Source organism: Streptomyces sp. HUAS MG56 (genome assembly GCF_058673395.1).
Window position 1 is genome coordinate 8671446 of record NZ_CM178722.1, and the last position, 24580, is coordinate 8696025.

Below are 24580 nucleotides of genomic sequence, written 5' to 3' on the forward strand. Positions count from 1 at the left end.
CCCCGGATGCCGCCGGGGGCTTCCCCGGGACTCCCGCCGCTGATATAGCTAACGTACTGGTTCGTACATTAGCGTCGCCTCGGGAGGTCCGCGTGGCCAAGGACTCGTATCTCGTCGGGCTGGTCGGGGCCGGCATAGGTCCCTCGCTCAGCCCCGCCCTGCACCAGCGGGAGGCGGACCGGCAGGGCCTGCGCTACCTGTACCGGCTCCTCGACCTCGACGTCCTCGGCACGGCCCCGGAGGCGGTCGGCGGCCTGGTCCGGGCCGCCCGCGACCTCGGCTTCGACGGGCTCAACATCACCCACCCCTGCAAGCAGCTCGTCCTCGGTCACCTGGACGCGCTCGAACCGCGCGCCGAGGCGCTCGGCGCGGTCAACACCGTCGTCTTCGGCGACGGCGGCCGGGCCGTCGGTCACAACACCGACGTCACCGGCTTCGCCGCGTCCTTCGCGCGCGGCCTGCCCGGCGCCCCGCTGGAGCGGGTCGTCCAGCTCGGCGCGGGCGGCGCGGGCGCGGCGGTGGCGCACGCCGTACTGGCCCTGGGCGCGGGGCGGGTGACGGTCGTCGACGCGCTGCCCGACCGCGCGGCCGGGCTCGCCGAGTCGCTCGTACGGTACTTCGGCCCCGGCCGGGCGCAGGCGGCGGCGCCCGACCGGCTGCCGGCGCTGCTGGCGGAGGCCGACGGCGCGGGGGGACTCGTCCACGCGACCCCTACGGGTATGGCGGCGCACCCCGGACTGCCGCTGTCCGCCGAGCTGCTGCGGCCCGGGCTGTGGGTGGCCGAGGTGGTGTACCGGCCGCTGGAGACCGAGTTGGTGCGGGTCGCGAGGGAGCGTGGCTGTGCCGTGCTGTCCGGGGGCGGGATGGCCGTGTTCCAGGCCGCGGACGCGTTTCGGCTGTTCACGGGGGTGGAGCCGGACAGCGGGCGGATGCTGAGTGACTTCGCGGAGTTGGCGGGGGTTGAGCGTTCGGGGAGTCTGGCCGGATGACCGGGGCAGGTTTCGTCGCGGTTGACCGCGCCCACGCGGCGGAGCCGCATGCCGGCACGGCCCGCGCCCCTTACGGGGCGCTGCGCACCTCCATCGCCACCGTATCCCTGAGCGGCTCCCTCACCGAGAAGCTCACCGCCGCCGCGCGGGCCGGGTTCGACGGGGTGGAGATCTTCGAGAACGACCTGCTCGCCAGCCCGCTCCCGCCCGAGGAGATCCGCGCCCGGTGCGCCGATCTCGGGCTGCGGATCGACCTGTACCAGCCGATGCGGGACGTCGAGGCCGTTCCGGAAGAGGTCTTCGACGCCAATCTGCGCCGCGCCCGGCACAAGTTCGAGCTGATGCGGCGGCTCGGTGCCGACACCGTGCTCGTGTGCTCCAGCGTCTCGCCTGACGCCGTGGACGACGACGCCCTCGCCGCCGGGCAGCTGGCCCGACTCGCCGGGCTGGCCCAGGAGTTCGGGATCCGGGTGGCGTACGAGGCGCTGGCCTGGGGGCGCCATGTGAACACGTACGACCACGCGTGGCGCATCGTCGAGGCGGCCGGGCACCCGGCGCTCGGCACCTGCCTGGACAGCTTCCACATCCTCTCCCGCGGCTCTGACCCGCGGGGCATCGCGGGCATACCCGGCGACCGGATCTTCTTCCTCCAGCTCGCCGACGCACCGCTGCCGGCGATGGACGTCCTCCAGTGGAGCCGCCATCACCGCTGCTTCCCCGGCCAGGGCGGCTTCGACGTCGCGGGGCTGCTGCGGCACGTCCTCGACGCCGGCTACCGGGGGCCGTTGTCGCTGGAGGTGTTCAACGACGTTCACCGGCAGGCCGATGCCGGTGCCACCGCCGTGGACGCCCACCGGTCCCTGCTGCTGCTCCAGGAAGCGGTCGGCGCCGCCGAGTTGCCGCCGCCGGTCGTCCCCACGGGGATCGCCTTCGCCGAACTCCTCACGGCGGATGCCGAACCGGTCACCGCGCTGCTGGCCGCCCTAGGCTTCGCCCGCACCGCCCGGCACCGCGGCAAGCCCGTCGACCTGTGGGAGCGCGGTACGGCCCGGATCCTCGTCAACACCGGCGCCCGCGACCGCCGCGACGGCACCCGGCTCGCCGCGATCGGGCTCACGTCCCCCGACCCCGCCGGTGCCGCCCGCCGTGCCGAGGCTCTGCATGCCCCCGTTCTGCCCCGCCGCCGCGCCCCCGAGGACGCCCCGCTCGATGCGGTCGCGGCACCCGACGGCACGGAGCTGTTCCTCCTCGCCACCGGGTCCTCGGACGCCTCCCGACTCCCCGACTGGCGAAGCGACTTCGCCGACCTGCCGGAGGTTCCCGAGCCCGTCGGCACCACCCGTATCGACCACCTCGCCCTCACCCAGCCCTGGCACCGGTACGACGCGGCGACGCTCTTCCACCGCGGCGTCCTCGGGCTGGACGCCCGGGAGAGCATCGACCTTGCCGACCCCTACGGGCTGCGCCGCAGCAGGGCCGTCGCGAACGCCGACGGCAGTGTCCGTATCGCGCTCACCGTCGGCGCGGCGCCCGCCGACGAAACGGTGCACGCCGCGCACATCGCGCTGGCCACCGACGACGTGGTGGCCGCCGCCCGCGCCCTGCGCGCGGCCGGCGGCCGGCTGCTGCCGGTCCCGGACAACTACTACGACGACCTCGCCGCCCGATTCGCCCTCTCCGAGGGGGAGTTGGCGACGTACCGCGAGCTCGGCATCCTCTACGACCGCGACGCGGGCGGCGCCTTCAGACACTGCTACACCGAGACGGTCGGCCGGGTCTTCTTCGAACTCGTCCAGCGCGATCCCGGCCATCAGGGGTACGGTGCCGCCAACGCGCCGGTGCGGCTCGCGGCCCAGCACACGGGACGGCTCTTGCGATGAACTGACCGGCCTCTTACCGGATCCCCCGCAGGGGTGAGAGGGCGGTGAGACCTCCGCCGGGTTCAGCTCCGGTTCAGGCTCCGTACATCTCCGGAGACGGATACTCCGCAAGATCCGGTATGCGCGCTGCGCCCGGATCACCACGCTTTCCGGGAGCCTGAAAGGCCGTTCATGCTGAGCACCCCTACCGAGTCGGTCGTCCGGGACGGCGGGCCGCCGCCCGCGGCCGCGCCGCGCCCGCACACCCAGCGGTACGAACGCCCGGTGCTGGTGGCCATAGCCGCACTCGCCGCACTGCTGTGCCTGTGGGGCCTCGACCACAGTTCGTTCCACGGCTTCTACGCCGCCGCCGTGCGCAGCATGACGGACAACCCGGTCGCGTTCTTCTTCGGCTCCTTCGACCCGCGCAACACCCTCACCATCGACAAGCTGCCCGGCTTCCTGTGGCCGCAGGCCCTGTCGGCGCTGGTGTTCGGCTTCCACCCGTGGGCGCTGGTGCTGCCGCAGGCCCTGGAGATCGTGGCCTCGGTGGTCCTGCTCCATGTGGTGGTCCGGCGCTGGGCGGGCGTGTCGGCCGGGCTGCTGGCGGCCGCCTTCCTGGCCCTCACCCCGGTGACCGTCGGCCTCGGCCGGTCCGTCACCGAGGACGCCCCGTTCGTCCTGCTGCTCCTGCTGGCCGCCGAGGCCGTGCAGCGCGCGACCGAGCGGGGCCGGGTGGTCCCGCTGCTGCTCGCCGGCTTCTGGGTGGGCGTCGCCTTCCAGTGCAAGATGCTGGAGGCCTGGGCGGTGCTGCCCGCGCTCGCCGCCACCTACCTGGTCGCCGCCCCGCCGAGCCTGCGCCGCCGGCTGCGGGACCTCGCGCTCGCCGCCGCGGTCATGTTCGCGGTGTCGGTGTCGTGGATGGTCGCGGCCACCCTCACCCCCGGCTCCGCCCGCCCGTATCTCGACGGCACCACCGACAACTCGGCGTTCGGCCTGGTCGTCGGCTACAACTTCCTCACCCGCTTCCACACGGTCGGTGTCGACGCGGCGGGCACCGGCAGCGTCGCGCCCAACGAGAGCCTGCGGGCGGCCGGTTCGGGCCCCGGCATGGGCGACAGCGTGTGGAAGATGTTCAGCCCCGGGCTCGCCACGCAGACCGGGTGGCTCTACCCGCTGGCCGCGCTCGGGCTCGTCGGCGGCGCCGTGGCGCTGTGGCGGCGGCGCCCGGCCCGCACGGACCGGGTGCTCGCGGGCCAGGTGCTGTGGGGCGTGTGGCTGGCGACGTTCTTCTTCGTCTTCAGCTTCGGCAGCGTGACCGGGCACACCTACTACATGGGCGTGGTCGCGGTCGCGCTCGCCGCGTTCGCCGGCGCCGGTGTCGTACGGGCCTGGCGGGCGGGGCTCGGGGGCGGCCCGCGGGCCTGGGTGCTGCCGGCGGCGCTCGCCGCGAACGCCGCCTGGTGCGTGGTGCTGACCCTGTGGTCCCCGCGGTTCCTGCCCTGGTCGGCCCCGGCCGCCGGCGCCCTCGCCGTGCTCGCCCTGGCCCTGACCGCGCTCCGGCGCCGTCCGCGCGCGGCCCGGGCCGGTCTGGCCGTGGGCCTGGCCGCGGCCCTGCTCGTGCCCGCCGCCTGGTCGGCGTCGGCGCTGTCGCTGCGCTACAACCAGCCCGGCTCGCTGGCCCGGGTCGGGCCCACCAGCCACCGCTCGGGCAACCCGCTCGCCCAACTGGACCCCGCCCAGCAGCACTTGCTCGGCTATCTCACCGCGCACCGGCACGGCGCCGAGTACCTGGCCGCCGTCCCCGGCTGGTGGTCCGCCGCACCGTACGTCATCTCGGCGAACGCGGACGTCATGCCCATGGGCGGCTTCACCGGGCGGGTCCCGTACCCCTCGTCCGCCCGCTTCCACCGGCTGCTCGACTCCGGCCGGCTGCGCTACGTCGTCCTGAAGCGGACCGACGTGCGGGCCGCGCACGGGCGCGGGGAGCACACGCTCGTCGGCGGGCTGGTGCGCTGGACGAGCGACCACTGCGCGCTCGTCCCGGCGGCCGCGTACGACGGCTCGCGCGACCGCGCGCACCGGCTGTACGACTGCGGCCCGGCCCACCGCAGAGGGTGAACCGGGCCGCGGGGCCGACGGGCGTACGGCGGGCGGCGCTCACGCCCTCCTGTTCCACTCGGCGATCACGGGCCGGCCGTGCTCGGTGGAGAGCCGGCTGACCGTGCCGGTGGCCAGCTGGAACAGCCGGCCCTCGGCGGGCGCGAGGCCCAGCCGGCGGGCGGTGAGCACCCGCAGGAAGTGGGCGTGGGCGACGAGGACCACGTCCCCGGCGCCCTCGGCGAGCGCCGTGTCGACCCGGGCCAGCACCCGGTCGGCGCGGGCGCCGATCTGCGCCGGCGACTCGCCCGGGTGGCCCTCGGGGCCCGGCGGCACACCGTCGGTCCACAGGTCCCAGTCGGGGCGGGTGCCGTGGATGTCGACCGTGGTGATGCCCTCGTAGCCGCCGTAGTCCCACTCGTGCAGGTCGGGGTCGGCCACGAGTCCGCTCAGGCCCGCCAGTTCGGCGGTGCGTATCGCGCGGCCCAGCGGGCTGGCCAGCGCGAGGGCGTACGTCCGCCCGGTGAGGAGCGGGGCGAGGGACTTGGCCTGTTCCTCGCCGTGCTCGGTCAGGGGCAGGTCGGTCCAGCTGGTGTGCTGTCCCGACAGGCTCCACTCCGTCTCACCGTGGCGGACCAGCAGGAGGTCGCCCACGGTGGTTCAGTCCTTCTTCTCGACCGCGTGGCCGCCGAACTGGTTGCGCAGCGCGGCGATCATCTTCATCTGCGGGGAGTCGTCCTGGCGCGAGGCGAACCGGGCGAAGAGCGACGCCGTGATCGCGGGCAGCGGTACGGCGTTGTCGATGGCCGCCTCGACCGTCCAGCGGCCCTCGCCGGAGTCCTCCGCGTAGCCGCGCAGCTTCTGCAGGTGCTCGTCCTCGTCCAGGGCGTTGACCGCGAGGTCGAGGAGCCAGGAGCGGATGACGGTGCCCTCCTGCCAGGAGCGGAACACCTCGCGCACGTTCTCCACGGAGTGGACCTTCTCCAGCAGCTCCCAGCCCTCGGCGTACGCCTGCATCATGGCGTACTCGATGCCGTTGTGGACCATCTTGGAGAAGTGCCCGGCGCCGACCCGGCCCGCGTGGACGTAGCCGTAGGGGCCCTCCGGCTTGAGCGCCTCGAAGATCGGGTGCAGCCGTTCGACGTGCTCCTTGTCGCCGCCGACCATGAGCGCGTAGCCGTTCTGCAGGCCCCACACGCCGCCGGAGACACCGGCGTCGACGAAGCCGATGCCCTTGATGGCGAGGGCGGCGGCGTGCTTCTCGTCGTCGGTCCAGCGGGAGTTGCCGCCGTCGATGACCGTGTCGCCGGGCTCCAGCAGGTCGCCGAGTTCGTCGACGACGGTCTGGGTGGCGGTGCCGGCCGGGACCATCACCCAGATGTGGCGGGGCGCGTCGAGCCTCTCGACCAGCTCTTCGAGGGACTTGACGTCCGAGACGTCGGGGTTGCGGTCGTAGCCGATGACGGTGTGGCCGGCGCGGCGGATCCGCTCGCGCATGTTGCCGCCCATCTTGCCGAGACCGATGAGACCGAGCTGCATGATCAGTTCTCCGTTGCGTTCTTGAGAGTGCGGTAGGCGGCGACGAGGGCCCGGGAGGAGGGGTCGAGACCGGGGACGTCCGCGCCCTCGGTCAGGGCGGGTTCGACCCGCTTGGCGAGGACCTTGCCCAGCTCCACGCCCCACTGGTCGAAGGAGTCGATGTTCCAGATCGCGCCCTGGACGAACACCTTGTGCTCGTAGAGGGCGATGAGCTGGCCGAGCACGGACGGGCTCGGCTCGCCGGCCAGGATCGTGGTGGTGGGGTGGTCGCCGCGGAAGGTGCGGTGCGCCACCTGCTCCTCGGCGACGCCCTCCGCGCGGACCTCCTCGGCGCTCTTGCCGAAGGCGAGGGCCTGGGTCTGGGCGAAGAAGTTGGCCATCAACAGGTCGTGCTGCGCCTTGAGTTCGCCGCTCAGCTCGCCGGCCGGGCGGGCGAAGCCGATGAAGTCCGCAGGGATCAGCTTCGTGCCCTGGTGGATCAACTGGTAGTAGGCGTGCTGCCCGTTGGTGCCCGGGGTGCCCCACACGACCGGACCGGTCTGCCACTCGACGGGCCTGCCGTCGCGCTGCACCGACTTGCCGTTGGACTCCATGTCCAGCTGCTGGAGGTAGGCGGTGAACTTCGACAGGTAGTGGCTGTACGGCAGCACCGCGTGCGACTGGGCGTCGAAGAAGTCGCCGTACCAGATGCCCAGCAGGCCCAGCAGCAGCGGGGCGTTGGCCTCGGCGGGGGCGGTGCGGAAGTGCTCGTCGACCAGGTGGAAGCCGTCGAGCATCTCGCGGAAGCGGTCCGGGCCGATCGCGATCATCAAGGAAAGGCCGATCGCCGAGTCGTACGAGTAGCGGCCGCCGACCCAGTCCCAGAACTCGAACATGTTGTCCGGGTCGATGCCGAACTCGGTGACCTTCCCGGCGTTCGTGGACAGGGCCACGAAGTGCCGGGCGACCGCCTTGTCGTCGCCGTCGAAGGCCCTCAGCAGCCACGAGCGCGCCGAGGTGGCGTTGGTGATCGTCTCGATCGTGGTGAACGTCTTGGACGCGACGATGAACAGGGTCTCCGCCGGGTCCAGGTCGCGGGTGGCCTCGTGGAGGTCGGCGCCGTCCACGTTGGACACGAAGCGGAACGTCAACTCCCGTGCGGTGTACGGGCGCAGGGCCTCGTACGCCATCGCGGGCCCGAGGTCGGAGCCGCCGATGCCGATGTTGACGACGTTCCTGATCCGCTTGCCGGTGTGGCCGGTCCACTCGCCGGAGCGGACGCGGTCGGCGAAGCGCGCCATCTTGTCGAGGACGGCGTGCACCTTCGGCACCACGTTCTCGCCGTCGACCTCGATCACCGCGTCGCGCGGGGCGCGCAGCGCGGTGTGCAGCACGGCCCGGTCCTCGGTGACGTTGATCTTCTCACCGCGGAACATGGCGTCGCGCAGGCCGGACACGCCGGTGGCGGTGGCGAGTTCCGTCAGGAGGGCCAGGGTCTCGTCGGTGATCAGGTGCTTGCTGTAGTCGATGTACAGGTCCCCGACCCGTACGACGTACCGCTCGGCGCGGCCGGGGTCCCGCGCGAACAGCTCGCGCAGGTGCGGCCGGCCCTCGGCGCGGTGGTCGGCGAGCGCCGTCCACTCGGGCCGGTGGGTGAGCTGGGGAAACCCGGAAGGCTGGGTCGCTGCCATGTCAGGCGTTCTCCTCGGCGGCCTCGCCCTTCAGGGCGATGGCGTACATCTCGTCGGCGTCGAGGCGGCGCAGCTCCTCGGCGATGAGTTCGGAGGTGGAGCGGACCTTGAGCGCGAGGGTGCGCGGCGGCTGGCCCGGCAGGGTCAGCGTCGCGAGCGGGCCCTCGGGCCGGTCGATGACGATCTCGCCGTTCGCGGTGCCGAGGCGTACGGCGGTGACGACCGGGCCGGCGGTGACCACGCGGTCCACGCGCACCTTCAGCCGGGCCTCCAGCCAGCGCGAGAGCAGTTCGGCGCTGGGGTTGTCCGCCTCGGCCTCGACGGCCGCCGACGTGATCTTGGTGCGGGCCTGGTCCAGGGCGGCGGCCAGCATCGAGCGCCACAGGGTCAGCCGGGTCCAGGCGAGGTCGGTGTCGCCGGGCGCGTAGTTGCGGGCCCGGGTCTCCAGGACCTCCATCGGCTTGAGCGCCGCGTAGAGGTCGGTGATCCGGCGCTGGGCGAGCGCGCCGAGCGGGTCCCTGGACGGGGTGTCGGGGGCCTCCACCGGCCACCACACCACCACCGGGGCGTCCGGCAGCAGCAGCGGCAGGACGACCGAGTCGGCGTGGTCGGACACCTCGCCGTAGGTGCGCAGCACGACCGTCTCGCCGGCGCCGGCCTCGGAGCCGACCCGGACCTCGGCGTCGAGCCGGGAGTGGGTGCGGTCGCGCAGGGTGCGGGCGTGCCGCTTGATGACGACCAGGGTCCGCGAGGGGTGCTCGTGCGAGGCTTCCTCGGCGGCCTTGATCGAGTCGTAGGCGTTCTCCTCGTCCGTGACGATGACCATCGTCAGGACCATGCCCACGGCCGGGGTGCCGATGGCGCGGCGGCCCTGCACCAACGCCTTGTTGATCTTGCTTGCCGTGGTGTCGGTCAGGTCGATCTTCATGGCCTGCGCCAGCTCCGTCCGTCTCGTGCGAGCATCTCGTCGGCTTCCGTCGGTCCCCAGCTGCCCGACGCGTACTGCGCCGGACGGCCGTGCGCCGCCCAGTACTCCTCGATCGGGTCGAGGATCTTCCAGGACTCTTCCACTTCCTGGTGACGGGGGAACAAATTCGCGTCGCCGAGCAGCACGTCCAGGATGAGCCGCTCGTACGCCTCCGGGCTCGACTCGGTGAACGACTCGCCGTAGGCGAAGTCCATCGACACGTCCCGGATCTCCATCGAGGTGCCCGGCACCTTGGAGCCGAAGCGGACGGTCATGCCCTCGTCGGGCTGGACGCGGATGACGATCGCGTTCTGGCCCAGCTCCTCCGTCGCCGTGGAGTCGAAGGGGGAGTGCGGGGCCCGCTTGAAGACCACCGCGATCTCGGTGACCCGGCGGCCCAGGCGCTTGCCGGTGCGCAGGTAGAACGGCACGCCCGCCCACCGGCGGTTGTCGATGCCCAGCTTGATGGCTGCGAAGGTGTCGGTCTTGGACTTCGGGTCGATGCCCTCCTCCTGGAGGTAGCCCACGACCTTCTCGCCGCCCTGCCAGCCCTCGGCGTACTGCCCGCGCACGGTGTGCTCGCCGAGCTCCGCCGGCAGCCGCACCGACTTCAGCACCTTCAGCTTCTCGGTGAGCAGCGCCTCCGCGTCGAACGCGATGGGCTCCTCCATGGCGGTGAGCGCCATCAGCTGGAGCAGGTGGTTCTGGATGACGTCACGGGCGGCGCCGATGCCGTCGTAGTAGCCGGCCCGGCCGCCGATGCCGATGTCCTCGGCCATGGTGATCTGCACGTGGTCGACGTACGACCGGTTCCAGATCGGCTCGTACATCTGGTTGGCGAAGCGCAGCGCCAGGATGTTCTGGACGGTCTCCTTGCCCAGGTAGTGGTCGATGCGGAACACCTGGTCCGGCTCGAACACGTCGTGCACGATCGCGTTCAGCTCACGGGCGCTGTCGAGGTCGTGGCCGAACGGCTTCTCGATGACCGCGCGCCGCCAGGAACCCTCGGACGGGGAGGCCAGGCCGTGCTTCTTCAGCTGCTGCACGACCTTCGGGAAGAACTTCGGCGGCACCGAGAGGTAGAAGGCGAAGTTGCCGCCGGTGCCGCGGGAGGCGTCCAGCTCCTCGACGGCGTCCTTGAGCTGCTTGAACGCGGTGTCGTCGTCGAAGTCGCCGGGGATGAACCGCATGCCCTCGGCGAGCTGCTGCCACACCTCCTCGCGGAACGGGGTGCGGGAGTGCTCACGCACGGAGTCGTGCACGACCTGCGCGAAGTCCTGGTCCTCCCACTCCCGGCGGGCGAAGCCCACCAGCGAGAAGCCCGGCGGCAGCAGACCGCGGTTGGCCAGGTCGTACACGGCCGGCATCAGCTTCTTGCGGGACAGGTCACCGGTCACCCCGAAGATGACCAGACCGGACGGACCGGCGATCCGGGGCAGGCGCCGGTCACGGGTGTCCCGCAGCGGGTTCTCCCAGTCGGCGGCCGGACCCGCAGGCACGGTCACCCCCGCCGGCGACTTCGCCTTCGCGGGTGCCTGCGCCTTCGCGGGTGCCGGAGCGGCAGGTGCCGCGGCGGCGGGCGCGTTCTCGGTCATCGGGCGTCAACTCCCTTGCTCTCCAGGGACTTCGCTACGGCGTCCAGCAGGTCCTGCCAGGCCGCCTCGAACTTGGCGACGCCCTCGTCCTCCAGCTGCTGGACGATCTCGTCGTAGGAGATGCCGAGCTTCTCGACCGCGTCGAGGTCTGCACGGGCCGCGCCGTACCCGCCGGTCACCGTGTCGCCGGTGATCTCGCCGTGGTCGGCGACCGCGTTCAGCGTGGCCTCCGGCATCGTGTTGACGGTGCCCGGCGCGACCAGCTCGTCCACGTACAGGGTGTCCTTGTACGCGGGGTCCTTCACACCGGTGGACGCCCACAGCGGACGCTGCTTGTTCGCCTTCTCCGCGGCGAGCGCCAGCCAGCGCTCGGAGCCGAAGACCTCCTCGTAGGCCTCGTAGGCGAGCCGGGCGTTGGCGAGGGCCGCGCGGCCCTTCAGGGCGAGCGCCTCGTCGGTGCCGAGGGCGGTCAGCCGCTTGTCGATCTCGGAGTCCACGCGGGAGACGAAGAAGGACGCCACCGAGTGGATCGTGGCGAGGTCGATGCCGCGCTCGCGGGCCTTCTCCAGACCGGCCAGGTAGGCGGCCATGACCTCGCGGTAGCGCTCCAGCGAGAAGATCAGGGTCACGTTCACGCTGATGCCGAGCCCGACGACCTCGGTGATCGCCGGCAGGCCCGCCTTCGTCGCCGGGATCTTGATCATCACGTTGGGGCGGTCCACCAGCCAGGCGAGCTGCTTGGCCTCGGCGATCGTGGCCTCGGTCGCATGGGCCAGGCGCGGGTCGACCTCGATGGAGACGCGGCCGTCGCGCCCCTCGGAGGCGGTGTATACAGAATGCAGAATATCGGATGCGGCCCGCACGTCGGCGGTCGTCATCATCCGCACCGCCTCGTCCACCGTCACCCCGCGCACGGCGAGATCGGTGAGCTGCTCCTCGTAGCCCGCGCCGGAACCGATGGCGGCCTGGAAGATCGACGGGTTGGTGGTGACGCCGACGACGTTCCTGTTCTCGATCAGCTCCGCCAGGTTGCCCGAGGCGATACGCCCCCGCGACAGGTCGTCCAGCCAGACGGAGACCCCCTCGTCGGCGAGGCGCTTGAGGGCTCCGGCGGTGGCGATTGCTTCGGTCACGTCAGTCATCTTTCTTGGTTTCCGGTTGAGTTGTCTTGTCGCGTCGGGGTCAGGCGCGCGCGGCGGCGAGCGACGCGCGGGCCTGGGCGGCGACGTTCTCGGGGGTGAAGCCGAACTCGGCGAAGAGGGTCTTCGCGTCGGCCGAGGCGCCGAAGTGCTCCAGGGAGACGATCCGGCCGGCGTCGCCGACGTAGCGGTACCAGGTCAGTGCGATCCCGGCCTCCACGGCGACCCGGGCCTTCACGGCCGGCGGGAGGACGGAGTCCTTGTACGCCTGCTCCTGCTCCTCGAACCACTCCACGGACGGCATCGACACCACGCGCGTGCCGATCCCCTCCGCCTCAAGCGCCTCCCGCGCGGACACGGCCAGCTGCACCTCGGAACCCGTCGCGATGACGATCACCTCCGGGACCTCGGTCGACGACTCGCGCAGCACATAGCCGCCCTTGGCCGCGTCCTCGTTCGGCGCGTACACCGGCACGCCCTGGCGGGTGAGCGCGAGCCCGTGCGGGGCGGGGCTGGTGGCGTGCCTCTTCAGGATCTCGGCCCAGGCGATCGCGGTCTCGTTGGCGTCCGCCGGGCGGACGACGTTCAGGCCCGGGATGGCCCGCAGCGAGGCGAGGTGCTCGACCGGCTGGTGCGTCGGGCCGTCCTCGCCGAGGCCGATGGAGTCGTGCGTCCAGACGTACGTCACCGGGAGCTGCATCAGCGCCGACATCCGCACGGCGTTGCGCATGTAGTCGGAGAACACCAGGAAGGTGCCGCCGTAGACGCGGGTGTTGCCGTGCAGGGCGATGCCGTTCATCTCCGCGGCCATGGAGAACTCGCGGATGCCGAAGTGGACGGTACGGCCGTACGGGTCGGCCCCGGGCAGCGGGTTGCCCTGCGGCAGGAAGGAGCTGGTCTTGTCGATCGTGGTGTTGTTGGACCCGGCGAGGTCGGCGGAGCCGCCCCACAGCTCGGGGATCACCGGGCCGAGCGCCTGGAGGACCTTGCCCGAGGCGGCCCGGGTGGCGACCGACTTGCCCTGCTCGAACACCGGCAGCGCGTCCTGCCAGCCCGCGGGCAGCTCGCCCTTGCCGATCCGCTCGAACAGCGCGGCCCGCTCCGGCTGGGCGCCGGCCCACTCGGCGATCCGCTTGTCCCAGGCGGCGTGCGCCTCCGCGCCCCGGTCCAGGGCCCGGCGGGCGTGCCTGAGGACCTCGTCCTCGACCTGGAAGGTCTGCTCGGGGTCGAAGTCGAGGAGCCGCTTGGTCGCCGCGATCTCGTCCGCGCCGAGCGCGGAGCCGTGGGAGGCCTCCGTGTTCCGGGCGTTCGGGGCGGGCCAGGCGATGATCGTGCGCATCGCGATGATCGACGGCCGCGCGGTCTCGGCCTGCGCGGCCCGCAGCGCCCGGTACAGGGCCTCGGGGTCGACGTCGCCCTCGGCGGTCGGCTCGATGCGCTGGGTGTGCCAGCCGTAGGCCTCGTACCGCTTCAGGACGTCCTCGGAGAAGGCGGTGGCGGTGTCGCCCTCGATGGAGATGTGGTTGTCGTCGTAGACGAAGACCAGGTTGCCGAGCTTCTGGTGGCCGGCGAGCGAGGAGGCCTCGGCGGAGACGCCCTCCTCCAGGTCGCCGTCGGAGACGATCGCCCAGACGGTGTGGTCGAAGGGGGAGGCGCCCTCGGGGGCCTCGGGGTCGAACAGGCCGCGCTCGTAGCGGGCGGCCATGGCCATGCCGACGGCGTTGGCGACGCCCTGGCCGAGCGGCCCGGTGGTGGTCTCGACGCCGGCGGTGTGGCCGTACTCCGGGTGGCCGGGGGTCTTGGAGCCCTGGGTGCGGAAGGCCTTCAGGTCGTCCAGTTCCAGCTCGTACCCGGCGAGGAACAGCTGCGTGTAGAGGGTCAGCGAGGTGTGACCGGGGGAGAGGACGAAGCGGTCCCGACCGGCCCACTCCGGGTCGGCAGGGTCATGACGCATCACCTTCTGAAAGATCGTGTACGCGGCAGGCGCCAGGCTCATCGCCGTGCCCGGGTGCCCGTTGCCGACCTTCTGTACCGCGTCGGCCGCCAGCAGACGGGCCGTGTCGACGGCGCGCCGGTCGAGGTCGGTCCACTCGAAGCTGTCGGAAGTCTGCGTGGTCATCTTCAAGAAGTCCTCGTTCAGTGCGGAATGGCTGGCCGGACGCGTTCAAACTTAAAAGTCTGACTTTTTAGAAGGAAGGTCGGGGTGTGTCAGTCTGTGGTGAATCTGGGACAGCGATCAACAGTGATCACGGAGCAGGGACGGCGCGAACAGGACATGGCTGACAGAACGCCACAAGCTGACGGCGGTGCCACGGACGGCGGCGGTGCCGGCGACGGCGGCGGGATCAGGACCTTCCCCTTCCCGACCGAGCTGGCCGTCGGCCGGGTCGGCATGCAGGTCGGCCCCATGGGCACCGGCCGCACCTGGCACGCCGACGCCCCGCTGGAGCGCGTCCACCGCATCGACTTCCACGTCGTCATGCTCTTCACCGAGGGTCCCGTACGGCACATGATCGACTTCGCCGAGTACGAGGCCTCGGCGGGCGACCTGCTGTGGATCCGCCCGGGGCAGGTCCACCGCTTCTCCCGCGAGAGCGCGTACCACGGAACCGTCCTCACCATGCAGCCCGGCTTCCTGCCCCGCGCCACCGTCGAGGCCACCGGCCTGTACCGCTACGACCTCCCGCCCCTGCTCCACCCCGACCCCGCCCGGCTCACCGCACTGCAGGCCGCCCTCGACCAGCTCCGCCGAGAGTACGAGGACACCGCCACCCTCCCGCTCAGCCTGCACACCGCCGTCCTCAGACACACCCTCACCGCGTTCCTGCTGCGCCTCGCCCACCTCGCGGCCAGTTCCGCCGAGGCCTCCCGGCAACAGACGGACAGCACCTTCACCCGGTTCCGGGACGCCGTCGAGCAGGGCTTCGCCGCCAACCACAGCGTCAGCGCCTACGCCGACGCCCTCGGGTACTCCCGCCGCACCCTCGTGCGCGCCGTGCGCGCCGCCACCGGCGAGACCCCGAAGGGCTTCATCGACAAACGCGTGATCCTGGAGGCCAAACGCCTTCTCGCGCACACCGACCTGCCGATCGGCCGGGTCGGCGCGGCCGTCGGCTTCCCCGACGCGGCGAACTTCTCCAAGTTCTTCCAGCTGCACACCGGCCGGACGCCGGTGGGATTCCGGGCCGAGCTGCGCTGAGCGGCGCGCTCGGACGGGAAGAGGGTGGCTCCACGCGCGCGTGGAGCCACCCTCTTGCCCTCCGGGCGGCGTCAGTGCCCGAAGTCGAACCAGTTCACGTTCACGAAGTCCGCCGGCTGGCCGCTGGAGAACGTCAGATAGACGTCGTGGGTGCCGGTCACCGGGCCGATGTTGGCCGGGACCGTCCGCCAGGACTGCCAGCCGCCGGTGCCGGCCACCGAGAAGCTGCCGACCGGGGGACTGGTGGGGCTGTCCAGCCGTACCTGGACCAGACCGCTCACCCCGGACGCGGCCCCACTCGCCACCCGGGCGTAGAACTGCGTGGCCGCCGTGGAGCCGAAGTTCACGCCCTTGTACGACGCCCAGTCACCGTTCGCGAGGTAGCCGATGTCCTGCCCGCCGCCGGTGTCCGTGGTCGTCTCGGTGCCGACGCCGGACTGGCCGTCGTAGGACTCGGCCTGGATCGGGCTGTAGGCGTCGCGGTTGCCCGGCGGGGGAGTGGTGCCGCCGCTGCCGCCGGACTGGAGCACCTGGACGTAGTCCACGACCATCGGGTGCCCCGGGTCGGTGGCGCCGGTCGGGCCGCCGCCGAACGCCGCCGGGAAACCGCCGCCCATCGCCACGTTCAGGATGACGAAGAAGCCGTGGTTCGTGGCGTTGGCCCAGGTCGTCGCGTCCACCTGGTTCGCCGTGACCGTCTGGTAGCCGACGCCGTCGACGTAGAAGCGGATCGCCTCCGGACTCACCGAGCGGTCCCACTCCATCGTGTAGGTGTGGAAGCCGGACTGGCAGGTGGTGTTCGGGCAGGCCGTGGAGTTGCCGAGGCCGGTGGTCTCGTTGCACGGGCCGCCGGGGCTGGTGCCGCAGTGCATCGTGGCCCAGGTCTTGTTCAGGCCGTTGACGTTCTCCATGATGTCCAGCTCGCCGACGCCCGGCCAGTTCTGGTAGTTGCCGCGGAACGGCGCGCCCAGCATCCAGAAGGCGGGCCAGTAGCCGGCGGCAGCGTCCCCGGTCACGTTCGGCATCTGGATCCGGGCCTCCACGCGCAGCTTGCCGCCGGCCGGGGGCTGGAAGTCGGTCCGGGTGGTCTCGATGCGGCCGGAGGTCCAGTTGCCGGAGGCGTCGCGGCGCGGGGTGATGAGCAGGTCGCCGTTGCCGTCCAGTGCCACGTTGTTCGTGCTCGACGTCATCGACTCGACCTCGCCGGTGCCCCAGTTCGCGGCGCCGCCCGGGTACGAAGTCCCGGTGTCGTACTGCCAGTCGGAGGTGTTCACGCCGGAGCCGGCCGCGCCGTTGAAGTCGTCCAGGAAGACCTGGGACCAGCCCGAGGGGGGCGCGGGCGCGGAGGCGTTCGCGGGTGCGGTGGCGGCCGTGGCGAGGGCCGCGGACAGGCCGAGCGTCGCGACGACGGCGACGAGCGCGCGGCGCAGGGGGCGGGGCCGTGGCGGGCGGGGTCTGGGTATGCCGGAGGGTGCGTTCACGGGGGCCTCTCGGGTGTGGGGGTACGGAGTGGGGGAGGTACGGGGTAGGGGAAGTGCGGGGTGCGGGAGGTGCGAGAGCGCTCCCATGGCCGGTCGGCTGAGAGCGCTCTCAGGGTGCCGCCAATGTGCTCCCCGCCCCCGCGACCGTCAAGCCTTGAAACAAGGAAAGTCCTTGATTCGCGGGGGAGTTCACGGTGTGAAGCCACCCGTACCCGCTCAGACCGGCCGCCAGCCCAGGGCCCGGGAGATCCCCCGGCCCGCCAGCCGGACCGCCGGAGCGAGCGCCGGCACCTGGGCGCCGTCCCGGGGCACCACCACCGACACCGCCGCGACCACCTCCCCGCCCGGACCGCGGACGGCCGCCGCCACGGACAGCGCGTCCTGCGTGACCTGACGCTCGCTGACCGCCACACCCGAGCGGCGCACTTCGGCGAGCGTGCGCCGCAGACCTGCCGGGTCGGTGAGCGTGTACGGCGTGAAGGAGGCGAGCGGCCCCGCGCAGTACTCCTCCTGGACGGCCGGGTCGGCGTGCGCGAGCAGGACGAGGCCGACGCCGGTGGCGTGCAGCGGCCAGTGCGCGCCGATGCGGATGTGCACGCCCACCGCCGAACGGCCCTGCAGCCACTCGACGTAGACGACCTCCGTGCCGTCCCGCACCGCCAGCTGCACGTTCTCGTGCGTCGCCTCGTACAGGTCCTCCAGATACGGCAGCGCCAGCTGGCGCAGGGCGAGACCGCGCGGGGCGAGCGCGGCCACCTCCCACAGGCGCAGCCCCACGTGGTAGACCCCGGACGCGTCGCGCTCCAGCGCGCCCCACGCGGTCAGGGCCCCCGCCAGCCGGTGCGCGGTGGTGAGGCTGAGCCCCGCCCGGCGGCTGATGTCCGTCAGCGACAGGGCGGGATGCTCGTGGTCGAACGCGGCGAGCACGGCCAGCAGCCGGTCGGGAGCGGACCGTTCGCCCACCGCACCCACCTCACCCTGTTGTCGCTCGCCCCCGCCGGGATCGTCATCGCCGACAGTACGCGCGGGAGCCCGCCGTGACAGCGGGTGCGGTCGAGGACGCCGTGGTCCGTCGGGCTCCGGTCGGCTCCGCGGGCCGTGGGTCGCTGCTGCTCGTTGCCGGTGGCCCTCGGCGCGGGGGGCGGGGTCAGTGGGTCATGAAGGCGGTGACGGGCAGCGCCCGGGAGACGATCCGTACGTCGCCGAGGCGGCCGTGCAGGATCTGGTCGATCTTCCCGGCGTACTCGTAGCCGCCGAGCAGCCACGGCAGTCCGACGGAGGCGATCCCGACGGCCGGGGCCTTGGGATTGCGGACGACCGGGCAGCCCTCCACGTAGAGGGTGGTGCGGGTGCCGTCGTTGACGACCGCGAGGTGCCACCAGGTCTCCAGCGCCGTCTCCTGCCCCCAGTTGGTGGCGATGCCCTCCTGGTTGAGCGGCCGCATCGCCCACTGCGGCTCACGGTCGTCCGACAGCGAGAGGGTGGCCAGCGGCTCGTCGGGATCGTCGCCGGTCTTGCCGGCGGCGCCGCCCGTGCCGGTGCGGCCGACGATGCCCGACCAGGCGTGGTGTGCGGGGTCCCAGTCGGCCGGGAGGCGGTAGAACGCCTCGATGGTGTAACCGTTCTCGAAAGTGGCCGAGTTGAGCGGCGCACCGTCCACCGTGCGCAGATACGCGCCCTTCAGCGGGGACTTGTACCCCTGGAACTCCAGGCTGCCGTGGCCCGGTTGGTCGGGGTGGTGGTCGGCCGACCAGCCGAGCGTGCCGCCGCCCACCGTGACCACGGTGAGGTCGTTGCCCCGGCCGGACAGGTCACGGACGGTGCCGGAGACGGCCGACTCGAAGCGCCAGTAGGCGGCCGTGCCCGGGATCAGCATCTTCGACGCGGGCCGCGCGGGGCGGGCCGGCACCGGGTCGAAGCCCGCGAAGCGGGCCGCGAAGTCGATGTCCACCGAGAAGCGGTCCGCGTCGCCGCTCAGCTCCAGCTCCTGCCGCTCCAGCGCGTTCAGGCCCTCGGCGGCCCGGCCGAGGATCCACGGGGAAACGGTTTCGACGTCGATGACGTTCCGGTCCAGGTCGAAGCGGTACAGACGGATCATCGCCGCACCGCCGAAGTAGCGGTTCTGGTAGTTCGTGAGGTGCAGGTGCACCTCGTTGCCCGCCGCGTTCGTGCGCACCGCCCGCCCGGCCGGCCAGTAGTGGCCGTTCAGGGTGAGGAAGATCTGGTCGTGGTCCGCGATGAGCTGGTCCCACAGCTGCTGCCCGTGGTCCGACAACCGGCCGTCCTCGACGACGAGTTCGTGCGTGGTGAGGACGACGGGGGTCTTCGGGTGCCGGGCGAGGACGTCCTTCGCCCACGCGTATCCCTTGGCCGACAGCCGCCAGTCCAGTGCCAGCACCAGCCACTCGCGACCGGCCGCCCGGAAGAGGTGGTAGGTGTTGTAGCCGTCCGAAGAGGCGCCGCCGAACGTCGACCTGTCGCGGAGGCGCGGCGGGCCGAACGTGTCCAGGTACGGGGTCGGGCCGCGCTGGTCGTCCGTCGAGGACTTCACGTCGTGGTTGCCGGCCAGCACGCTGTAGCCGACGCCCCTGCGGTCGAGGATCCCGAACGCCCTGCCGATCGCGGCGAATTCGGCCGCGGCGCCGTTCTGGGTGAGGTCGCCGAGGTGGGACAAAAAGACGATGTTCTCGTCCTTCCCGTGCTGCAACAGGTAGCGCAGCGACGCCTCGACGGGCGCCGCGTCGATGCTCGGCCCGTCGAACAGGTACTGGGTGTCGGGCATCACCGCGAGCGTGAAGCGACGGCTCTCCGGGTCGGGCCGCGGGCCGCCCTTCTCCGCCGCCTCGGCGACGGCCGGCACCGCGACCCCGGCCGTGGCGGCGGCGCCCAGCAGCGCGGTGGCCCTGAGGAAACTGCGTCGTCCGGCACCGGCCTGCGCGGCCTCGTCCCGGACGGGGTCATGCGACGTACACACGTGTGCTCCGTAAAAGGTCGCTGAAGGTCACTGAGAAGGGCGGGGAGGGTCGGGGTCACAGGGCGCGCAGGGGGCGGTTGCGGCGGCGGTTCACGGCCGGTGCCGGACGGGACGGTCGTACACCCTCGGCCTCGGTGCGCCCGGCGAACGCGGCGCGTTCGGGACGCCCGGCGGCGGTGGCGGCGGCGGTGGGGGCAGTGGTCGTGGCGGTGGGGGCGGTGGTCGTGGCCGGCAGCAGGACCCGGGGCGCGCACAGCTCCGTACCGCGCGGCGTCCCCGGCTCGTCCGTCGCCGTCACCACCCGCAGGGTCAGCCAGGTCGCGCCGCCGTCCCGCGGCAGCCCGAACGGCAGCGGTACCGCCGCCGTCTCGCCCGGCCGCAGATCGGGCAGTTCGGCCGGGGCGGCCAGGATCCTGCCGTCGGCCCGCAGCAGCTCCCAGGTCGCCGCCAGCCTGCCGAGACCGGGGACGTGGTGGTCGTTGGCGAGGACGATTCCCTCGTGCCGGTGGCACCGGATGCGGACCGCGGCCTCGCGCTGCCGATGCTCGTACGGCCCGGTGTCCATGCGCCCGGCCGGTCTTCCGTCGCTCACGCGCTGCACCATTCCGTGGCCCCGGGACCGGGGGATGAAGCCGCCCTGAAGAGCCGGGGTGGACTCGGTAACCGCTTACGGAAAGGGATCCCTCACCGGCCCCCGACCGGGTTCGGTCACCGGATGGCCCCCTTGGCGAGGTCGCCGATGATCTGCCGGGCGCCGATCGCGAACACGATCAGCAGCGGGACCAGGGCGAGCAGGGCGCCGGTCATCACCATGCCGTAGTCGGTGGTGCCGTGGGTGCCGTTCAGCTGGGAGAGGGCGACCTGGAGGGTGACGTTGTCGGGGTTGGTCAGGGCGATCAGGGGCCAGGCGTAGTCGTTCCACTGGCTCATGAAGGTGAAGATGCCGAGGAAGGCCAGCCCGGGCCGGACCACGGGCAGGGCCACGTGCCAGTACTGGCGCAGGAAGTGCGCGCCGTCGATGCGGGAGGCGTCCAGCAGCTCGTCGGGGATCGCGCCCCGCATGTACTGGCGCATCCAGAAGATGCCGAAGGCGTTGGCCGACGCCGGCACGATCAGCGAGGTCATCGAGCCGATCCAGCCGAGCTTCGCCATGATCACGAACTGCGGGATGGCGGCCAGCTGCGCCGGCACCATGAAGATCACCATGAGCAGCGCGAACAGCGGCCGCCGGCCGGGGAAGGCGAACTTGGCGAAGACGAACGCGGCCAGCGAGTCGAAGAACAGCACCAGCACCGTCACCGAGCCCGCCACCAGCAGCGAGTTCAGCATGGAGCCGAAGAAGTCGACGGCCGCGAACAGATGACGGACGTTCTCCGGGAAGTGCGAGCCCGGCAGGAGCTTCGGCGGGAAGGAGAAGATCTCGCTCGACGTGTGCGTCGACATGATCACGGCCCAGTAGAACGGGAAGGCCGACAGCAGCAGACCGAGAACGAGGACGGCGTGCAGCGCGATGCCTCTGCCGCGGGAACCCCTGATGCTCCCGGAGCCGCTGAGGGGCCGGGTCCGGGGCCGTCGTGTGCCGTGGGTGGTTGCCATGGTGACCGGCCTGCCTATTCTTCGCCCCGGCGCTGCACCAGGCGCCAGTTGACGATCGAGAAGAGGGCGACGACGAGGAAGATGCCCCAGGCCACGGCGGCGCCGTAGCCGAAGTCGTTGTTGTCGAAGGTCTGTTGGAAGAAGTAGAGGACCATCGTGCGGCCCGCGTGCCCGGGGCCGCCGGAGAAGGTCGACTCGTTGGCGGTGTTCTGGAGGAGCACCTGGGGTTCGGAGAAGCTCTGCAGTCCGGTCACGGTCGAGACGACCAGCACGAACAGCAGCACCGGCCGCAGCAGCGGGAGCGTCACGCGGAAGAAGGTCGTCACGGGTCCGGCGCCGTCGATCCGCGCCGCCTCGTACAGCTCGCCCGGGACGGTCTGCAGCCCGGCGAGGAAGATGATCGCGTTGTAACCGGTCCACTGCCAGGTCATCAGCGTGGCGATGGCGACCTTGATGCCCCAGGGCGTGTTCAGCCAGGCCACCTGGTCCAGCCCGACCGCCTGCAACAGGGCGTTGACCAGGCCGAAGTTGGTGGAGAACACCGAGCCGAAGATGATCGCGACGGCGACGACGGAGGTGACGTTCGGCAGGAAGTACGCGAACCGGTACACGTTCTTGAAGCGCACCGCCGAGTTGAGCATCACGGCCGTCACCATCGCCAGGAAGACCATGGGAAAGGTGGCCAGCGCCCAGATGACGACGGTGTTCCCGATCGACGACCAGAAATCGGTGTCCGACAGCAGGTACGCGTACTGCGACAGGCCCGCCCACTCCATCCGGCCGAGGCCGTCCCAGCGGTGGAAGGACAGATAGAGGGAGAAGCCGACGGGGACCAGGCCGAAGCCGAGGAACAGCAGATAGAAGGGGGAGATGGCGGCGTAGAGGTGCCAGTACGCGCGCCGGCCCCGCCTGCTGCGGACGGCGGGCGGATCCGCGAGCACGGGTGAGGGCTCGTCGTCCAGGGCCGTGGCCATCAGTGACTCACCCCCAGGTGCTCGGCGATGCGCCGGCAGGTGCGCATGGCGTCCCTCCAGGCCTGCTCGGGGTCCTTGCCGAGGACGCCGACGTTCTTGATCTCGTCCTTGACCGGCTGTGACAGGGCGGTGTCGTACGGGCTGTCGTAGGCGACCGGGATCTTCTGCGCCGCGGGCCCGAAGACGTCCATGGTGATCTGGCCGCCGAAGAACGGATCGGGCTCGCGCAGCGTCGTCATGCCGTACGACGCCGGGGTGGACGGGAACAGGCCCGCGTCCACGAAGCCCTGCGCCTGGTTGGCGGCGTCCAGCACCCAGGTGATGATCCGGAACGCCTCCTCCGGTTCCCGGCAGGCCTTGGTGACGGAGAGGAACGAGCCGCCGATGTTCGACGGCCCGCCCGGACAGGCCGCCACCCGCCAGCGGCCCGTGGTCCTCGGCACCCCGGTCTTGATGTCGTTGGTGGCCCAGGAGGCGTTGAGCTGGCTGGGCAGCTTGCCGTCCTGGACGGCCGAGAGTTGGTCCGGGGTGCCGCTGACCAGGTCGGAGACGATCCGCCGCCGCTTGGCCTCGACGGCCCGGTCCCACGCGGTACGCACGTGCTGCTGGTCGCCGATGAAGTGCCGGTCCCGGTCGACGTACCGCTTCGTGCCCTGGTTGACCGACATCTCGAAGACACTGGTGATGTCGGTCAGCAGACACGTCCCCGGTATGCGTTTTCGCAGCTGTTCCCCGGCGGCGAAGAACCTCTCCCAGCTGGCCAGCTCCCGTGACACGTCGGCTGGTTCGTACGGCAGGCCCGCCCGGCGGAACACCTCGTACTGGTAGTAGTGCGCGACCGGGCCGCAGTCGATCGGGAACCCGACCATCCGGCCGTCGTCCGCGCGGCCCTGCTCCCACTTCCAGGCCAGATACCGGTTGCGGAGCTTTTCCGCGCCGAGGGTCCGCAGATCCACGAACTGGTCGGCATCGGGCAGATACGACGCCATGTCCTCGCCCTTGAGGCCCGCGATGTCGGGGATGTGGGCCCGGCCCGCCATCGTGGTGATCAGCTTCGAGCGGTAGTAACCGCCTATCTTGACCGCCCGTAGCGCCACGGAACCGTCGAATCGTTTCCTGGCCTGTTTCAGGACGGTGTCGCCGAGGCCGCCGTCCCAGTACCACAGGACCATGTTCCGGCCGGTCGAGCCGGTCGGCACGGCACAGCCCGACGCCAGGCCGCCGAGCGCCGTGGCGGCCGTCGTGCCAAGGCCCGCCCGCAGCAGGCCTCTTCGGGAGAGCCGCACAGCTCCCACCGCCTTTCGGATGTCGTCGACGCGAGAGGGGGGATCAGCTCCGCCGCGGGGCGGGCGGGCTGTCGTCGGGGTGCGGGAGGGGCGAGGCCGCCGGTGCGGGGCGCTGCGGCGAGGCCGCGCGTGCGGGGCGCGCCGGCGGGGTGACCGGAGCCGGGCGGGGCGGCGGGCCCGGGTCGGCGGGCAGGCGGTCGGCGAGGAAGCCGTAGGCGCGCCGCAGTTCGGGGTCGTGCTGCGTCCGCCACCAGCGGTCGACGCCGTACCAGCCGGGCGCCGCGAGCGCGCCGCCGTGCCGCGCGACCGACAGACCGGCGGCGAGGACGGCGAACCGCAGCCGCTCGGCCAGCGGCCAGCCCCCGAGCGAGGCGGCCACGAAGCTCGCGCCGAAGACGTCTCCGGCGCCGGTCGCGTCCACGACATCGATGTCGAGGGCCGGGACCCGCGCGTACTCGCCGGTCGTCTGGTCGACGGCGATCGCGCCCCGGCCGCCGCACGTCACCACGGCGACCGGCACCAGCTCCGCGAGCACCCCGAGCGCGGCGACGGCGGTGTCGGTGCGGGTGTAGGCCGTCGCCTCCGCCTCGTTGGGCAGGAACGCGTGGCACAGCGCGAGCTGGTCGAGCACGTCCCGGGACCACCGGCGGGTCGGGTCCCAGCCGACGTCGGCGAAGACGCGGGTGCCGTTCGCGGCGGCCTTGCCGAGCCACGCGGGCGCCTCGGCCTCCAGATGGACCAGCGCGGTGCGCGCGGTGGGCGGGTCGCGCAGCAACTCGTCCTGGGAGTACGGCGGTTCCTCCCCGTGCGTGACCAGGGCGCGGTCGGTGCCGGGTGCCCCGGGCAGGGCGAGGGAGACGGTGACCGGGGTCGGCCGGCCGGGTGCCGTGCGGGACGGCCCGAGGTCGACGCCCTCCTGTCCGGCGAGCACCTCCTGGCACCATGCGCCGTAGAAGTCGTCGCCGAACACCGTGGCCAGCGAGGTGCGCAGACCGAACCGGGCGGCGGCGACGGCGAGGTTGGCGATGCCGCCGGGGCCGCAGCCCATGCCGGAGGTCCAGATCTCCTCGCCGGGCACCGGCGGCCCCGGCAGCCCGGTGAGGACGATGTCGTAGAAGAGCAGCCCGGCCAGCAGCACGTCGGGCCGCTCGTCGTCCACGGACACGAAGACGTCCTCTCGTCGGCGTCGGATCGTCGGAACTCTTCAGGTCG

At 72.1% G+C, this 24580-nt stretch carries 19 protein-coding genes; 4 read left to right on the forward strand and 15 right to left on the reverse strand.

Going from position 1 to position 24580, the window contains the following annotated elements:
• The first annotated feature begins 92 nt into the window (after nucleotides 1-92).
• From AC4OXY_RS40110 to AC4OXY_RS40120, 3 genes are all read left to right on the forward strand, one after another.
• Nucleotides 93-989, forward strand: coding sequence for a shikimate dehydrogenase (locus AC4OXY_RS40110; RefSeq protein WP_362819731.1), 897 nt, complete (start codon nucleotides 93-95; stop codon nucleotides 987-989).
• An 80-nt stretch (nucleotides 990-1069) separates the two neighbouring features.
• Nucleotides 1070-2869, forward strand: a complete 1800-nt coding sequence (locus AC4OXY_RS40115) for a sugar phosphate isomerase/epimerase and 4-hydroxyphenylpyruvate domain-containing protein (RefSeq protein ID WP_491994717.1) — start codon at nucleotides 1070-1072, stop codon at nucleotides 2867-2869.
• Between the two features lie 171 nt (nucleotides 2870-3040).
• On the forward strand, nucleotides 3041-4969 hold the full coding sequence (locus AC4OXY_RS40120; RefSeq protein WP_491992184.1) for an ArnT family glycosyltransferase: 1929 nt from the start codon (nucleotides 3041-3043) through the stop codon (nucleotides 4967-4969).
• A gap of 39 nt (nucleotides 4970-5008) precedes the next feature.
• Here the strand turns inward: AC4OXY_RS40120 and AC4OXY_RS40125 are convergent, their stop codons facing one another.
• The 7 genes from AC4OXY_RS40125 to tkt are packed head-to-tail and all read right to left on the reverse strand — an operon-like array spanning nucleotide 5009 to nucleotide 13977.
• A complete protein-coding gene (locus AC4OXY_RS40125) occupies nucleotides 5009-5602 on the reverse strand; it encodes a histidine phosphatase family protein (RefSeq protein ID WP_356025517.1) in 594 nt (197 codons plus the stop codon).
• Nucleotides 5603-5608: 6 nt separating this feature from the next.
• Nucleotides 5609-6487, reverse strand: coding sequence for a phosphogluconate dehydrogenase (NAD(+)-dependent, decarboxylating) (gnd, locus tag AC4OXY_RS40130; protein WP_362819728.1), 879 nt, complete (start codon nucleotides 6485-6487; stop codon nucleotides 5609-5611).
• A gap of 2 nt (nucleotides 6488-6489) precedes the next feature.
• Nucleotides 6490-8157, reverse strand: a complete 1668-nt coding sequence (gene pgi, locus AC4OXY_RS40135) for a glucose-6-phosphate isomerase (RefSeq protein ID WP_491992185.1) — start codon at nucleotides 8155-8157, stop codon at nucleotides 6490-6492.
• Between the two features lies 1 nt (nucleotide 8158).
• On the reverse strand, nucleotides 8159-9085 hold the full coding sequence (gene opcA, locus AC4OXY_RS40140) for a glucose-6-phosphate dehydrogenase assembly protein OpcA (RefSeq protein WP_356025510.1): 927 nt from the start codon (nucleotides 9083-9085) through the stop codon (nucleotides 8159-8161).
• Nucleotides 9082-10719 (reverse strand): glucose-6-phosphate dehydrogenase, encoded by a 1638-nt coding sequence (zwf, locus tag AC4OXY_RS40145; protein WP_362819726.1) that lies wholly within the window; start codon nucleotides 10717-10719, stop codon nucleotides 9082-9084. Before zwf ends, opcA begins: the two co-directional genes overlap by 4 nt.
• Entirely contained in the window at nucleotides 10716-11861 is a 1146-nt protein-coding gene (tal, locus tag AC4OXY_RS40150) for a transaldolase (protein ID WP_356025506.1), read from the reverse strand. Before tal ends, zwf begins: the two co-directional genes overlap by 4 nt.
• A gap of 40 nt (nucleotides 11862-11901) precedes the next feature.
• A complete protein-coding gene (gene tkt, locus AC4OXY_RS40155; protein ID WP_491992186.1) occupies nucleotides 11902-13977 on the reverse strand; it encodes a transketolase in 2076 nt (691 codons plus the stop codon).
• Nucleotides 13978-14133: 156 nt separating this feature from the next.
• Between tkt and AC4OXY_RS40160 the strand changes: the two genes are divergently transcribed.
• The gene (locus tag AC4OXY_RS40160) at nucleotides 14134-15057 is read left to right on the forward strand and encodes a helix-turn-helix domain-containing protein (protein WP_491992187.1); all 924 of its coding nucleotides are present in this window, start codon (nucleotides 14134-14136) and stop codon (nucleotides 15055-15057) included.
• A 71-nt stretch (nucleotides 15058-15128) separates the two neighbouring features.
• Here the strand turns inward: AC4OXY_RS40160 and AC4OXY_RS40165 are convergent, their stop codons facing one another.
• The 8 genes from AC4OXY_RS40165 to AC4OXY_RS40200 all read right to left on the reverse strand — a co-directional run bounded on the left by AC4OXY_RS40165 (nucleotide 15129) and on the right by AC4OXY_RS40200 (nucleotide 24527).
• On the reverse strand, nucleotides 15129-16538 hold the full coding sequence (locus AC4OXY_RS40165; protein WP_491992188.1) for a glycoside hydrolase family 16 protein: 1410 nt from the start codon (nucleotides 16536-16538) through the stop codon (nucleotides 15129-15131).
• A 216-nt stretch (nucleotides 16539-16754) separates the two neighbouring features.
• Complete coding sequence (locus AC4OXY_RS40170; RefSeq protein WP_356025496.1) at nucleotides 16755-17501, reverse strand: IclR family transcriptional regulator; 747 nt, start codon at nucleotides 17499-17501, stop codon at nucleotides 16755-16757.
• A 184-nt stretch (nucleotides 17502-17685) separates the two neighbouring features.
• A complete protein-coding gene (locus tag AC4OXY_RS40175) occupies nucleotides 17686-19512 on the reverse strand; it encodes a LamG-like jellyroll fold domain-containing protein (protein ID WP_491992189.1) in 1827 nt (608 codons plus the stop codon).
• Nucleotides 19513-19567: 55 nt separating this feature from the next.
• Complete coding sequence (locus tag AC4OXY_RS40180) at nucleotides 19568-20104, reverse strand: DUF4981 domain-containing protein (protein WP_491992190.1); 537 nt, start codon at nucleotides 20102-20104, stop codon at nucleotides 19568-19570.
• Between the two features lie 116 nt (nucleotides 20105-20220).
• Nucleotides 20221-21108 carry a carbohydrate ABC transporter permease gene (locus AC4OXY_RS40185; RefSeq protein ID WP_362823544.1) on the reverse strand — a complete coding sequence of 296 codons (888 nt, stop codon included), beginning with the start codon at nucleotides 21106-21108 and terminating at the stop codon, nucleotides 20221-20223.
• A gap of 14 nt (nucleotides 21109-21122) precedes the next feature.
• Nucleotides 21123-22082, reverse strand: a complete 960-nt coding sequence (locus AC4OXY_RS40190) for a carbohydrate ABC transporter permease (protein WP_491992191.1) — start codon at nucleotides 22080-22082, stop codon at nucleotides 21123-21125.
• Nucleotides 22082-23368, reverse strand: a complete 1287-nt coding sequence (locus tag AC4OXY_RS40195; protein WP_491992192.1) for an ABC transporter substrate-binding protein — start codon at nucleotides 23366-23368, stop codon at nucleotides 22082-22084. Before AC4OXY_RS40195 ends, AC4OXY_RS40190 begins: the two co-directional genes overlap by 1 nt.
• A 43-nt stretch (nucleotides 23369-23411) precedes the next feature.
• Complete coding sequence (locus tag AC4OXY_RS40200) at nucleotides 23412-24527, reverse strand: carbohydrate kinase family protein (RefSeq protein WP_376290686.1); 1116 nt, start codon at nucleotides 24525-24527, stop codon at nucleotides 23412-23414.
• Between the last annotated feature and the right edge of the window lie 53 nt (nucleotides 24528-24580).

Excerpts from the sequence above, each read along its gene's own strand:
- AC4OXY_RS40120 (WP_491992184.1), top strand. The coding sequence starts at position 3,041 with ATGCTGAGCACCCCTACCGAGTCGGTCGTCCGGGACGGCGGGCCGCCG.
- gnd (WP_362819728.1), bottom strand. The coding sequence starts at position 6,487 with ATGCAGCTCGGTCTCATCGGTCTCGGCAAGATGGGCGGCAACATGCGC.
- pgi (WP_491992185.1), bottom strand. The coding sequence starts at position 8,157 with ATGGCAGCGACCCAGCCTTCCGGGTTTCCCCAGCTCACCCACCGGCCC.
- opcA (WP_356025510.1), bottom strand. The coding sequence starts at position 9,085 with ATGAAGATCGACCTGACCGACACCACGGCAAGCAAGATCAACAAGGCG.
- zwf (WP_362819726.1), bottom strand. The coding sequence starts at position 10,719 with ATGACCGAGAACGCGCCCGCCGCCGCGGCACCTGCCGCTCCGGCACCC.
- tal (WP_356025506.1), bottom strand. The coding sequence starts at position 11,861 with ATGACTGACGTGACCGAAGCAATCGCCACCGCCGGAGCCCTCAAGCGC.
- tkt (WP_491992186.1), bottom strand. The coding sequence starts at position 13,977 with ATGACCACGCAGACTTCCGACAGCTTCGAGTGGACCGACCTCGACCGG.
- AC4OXY_RS40160 (WP_491992187.1), top strand. The coding sequence starts at position 14,134 with ATGGCTGACAGAACGCCACAAGCTGACGGCGGTGCCACGGACGGCGGC.
- AC4OXY_RS40185 (WP_362823544.1), bottom strand. The coding sequence starts at position 21,108 with ATGGCAACCACCCACGGCACACGACGGCCCCGGACCCGGCCCCTCAGC.
- AC4OXY_RS40190 (WP_491992191.1), bottom strand. The coding sequence starts at position 22,082 with ATGGCCACGGCCCTGGACGACGAGCCCTCACCCGTGCTCGCGGATCCG.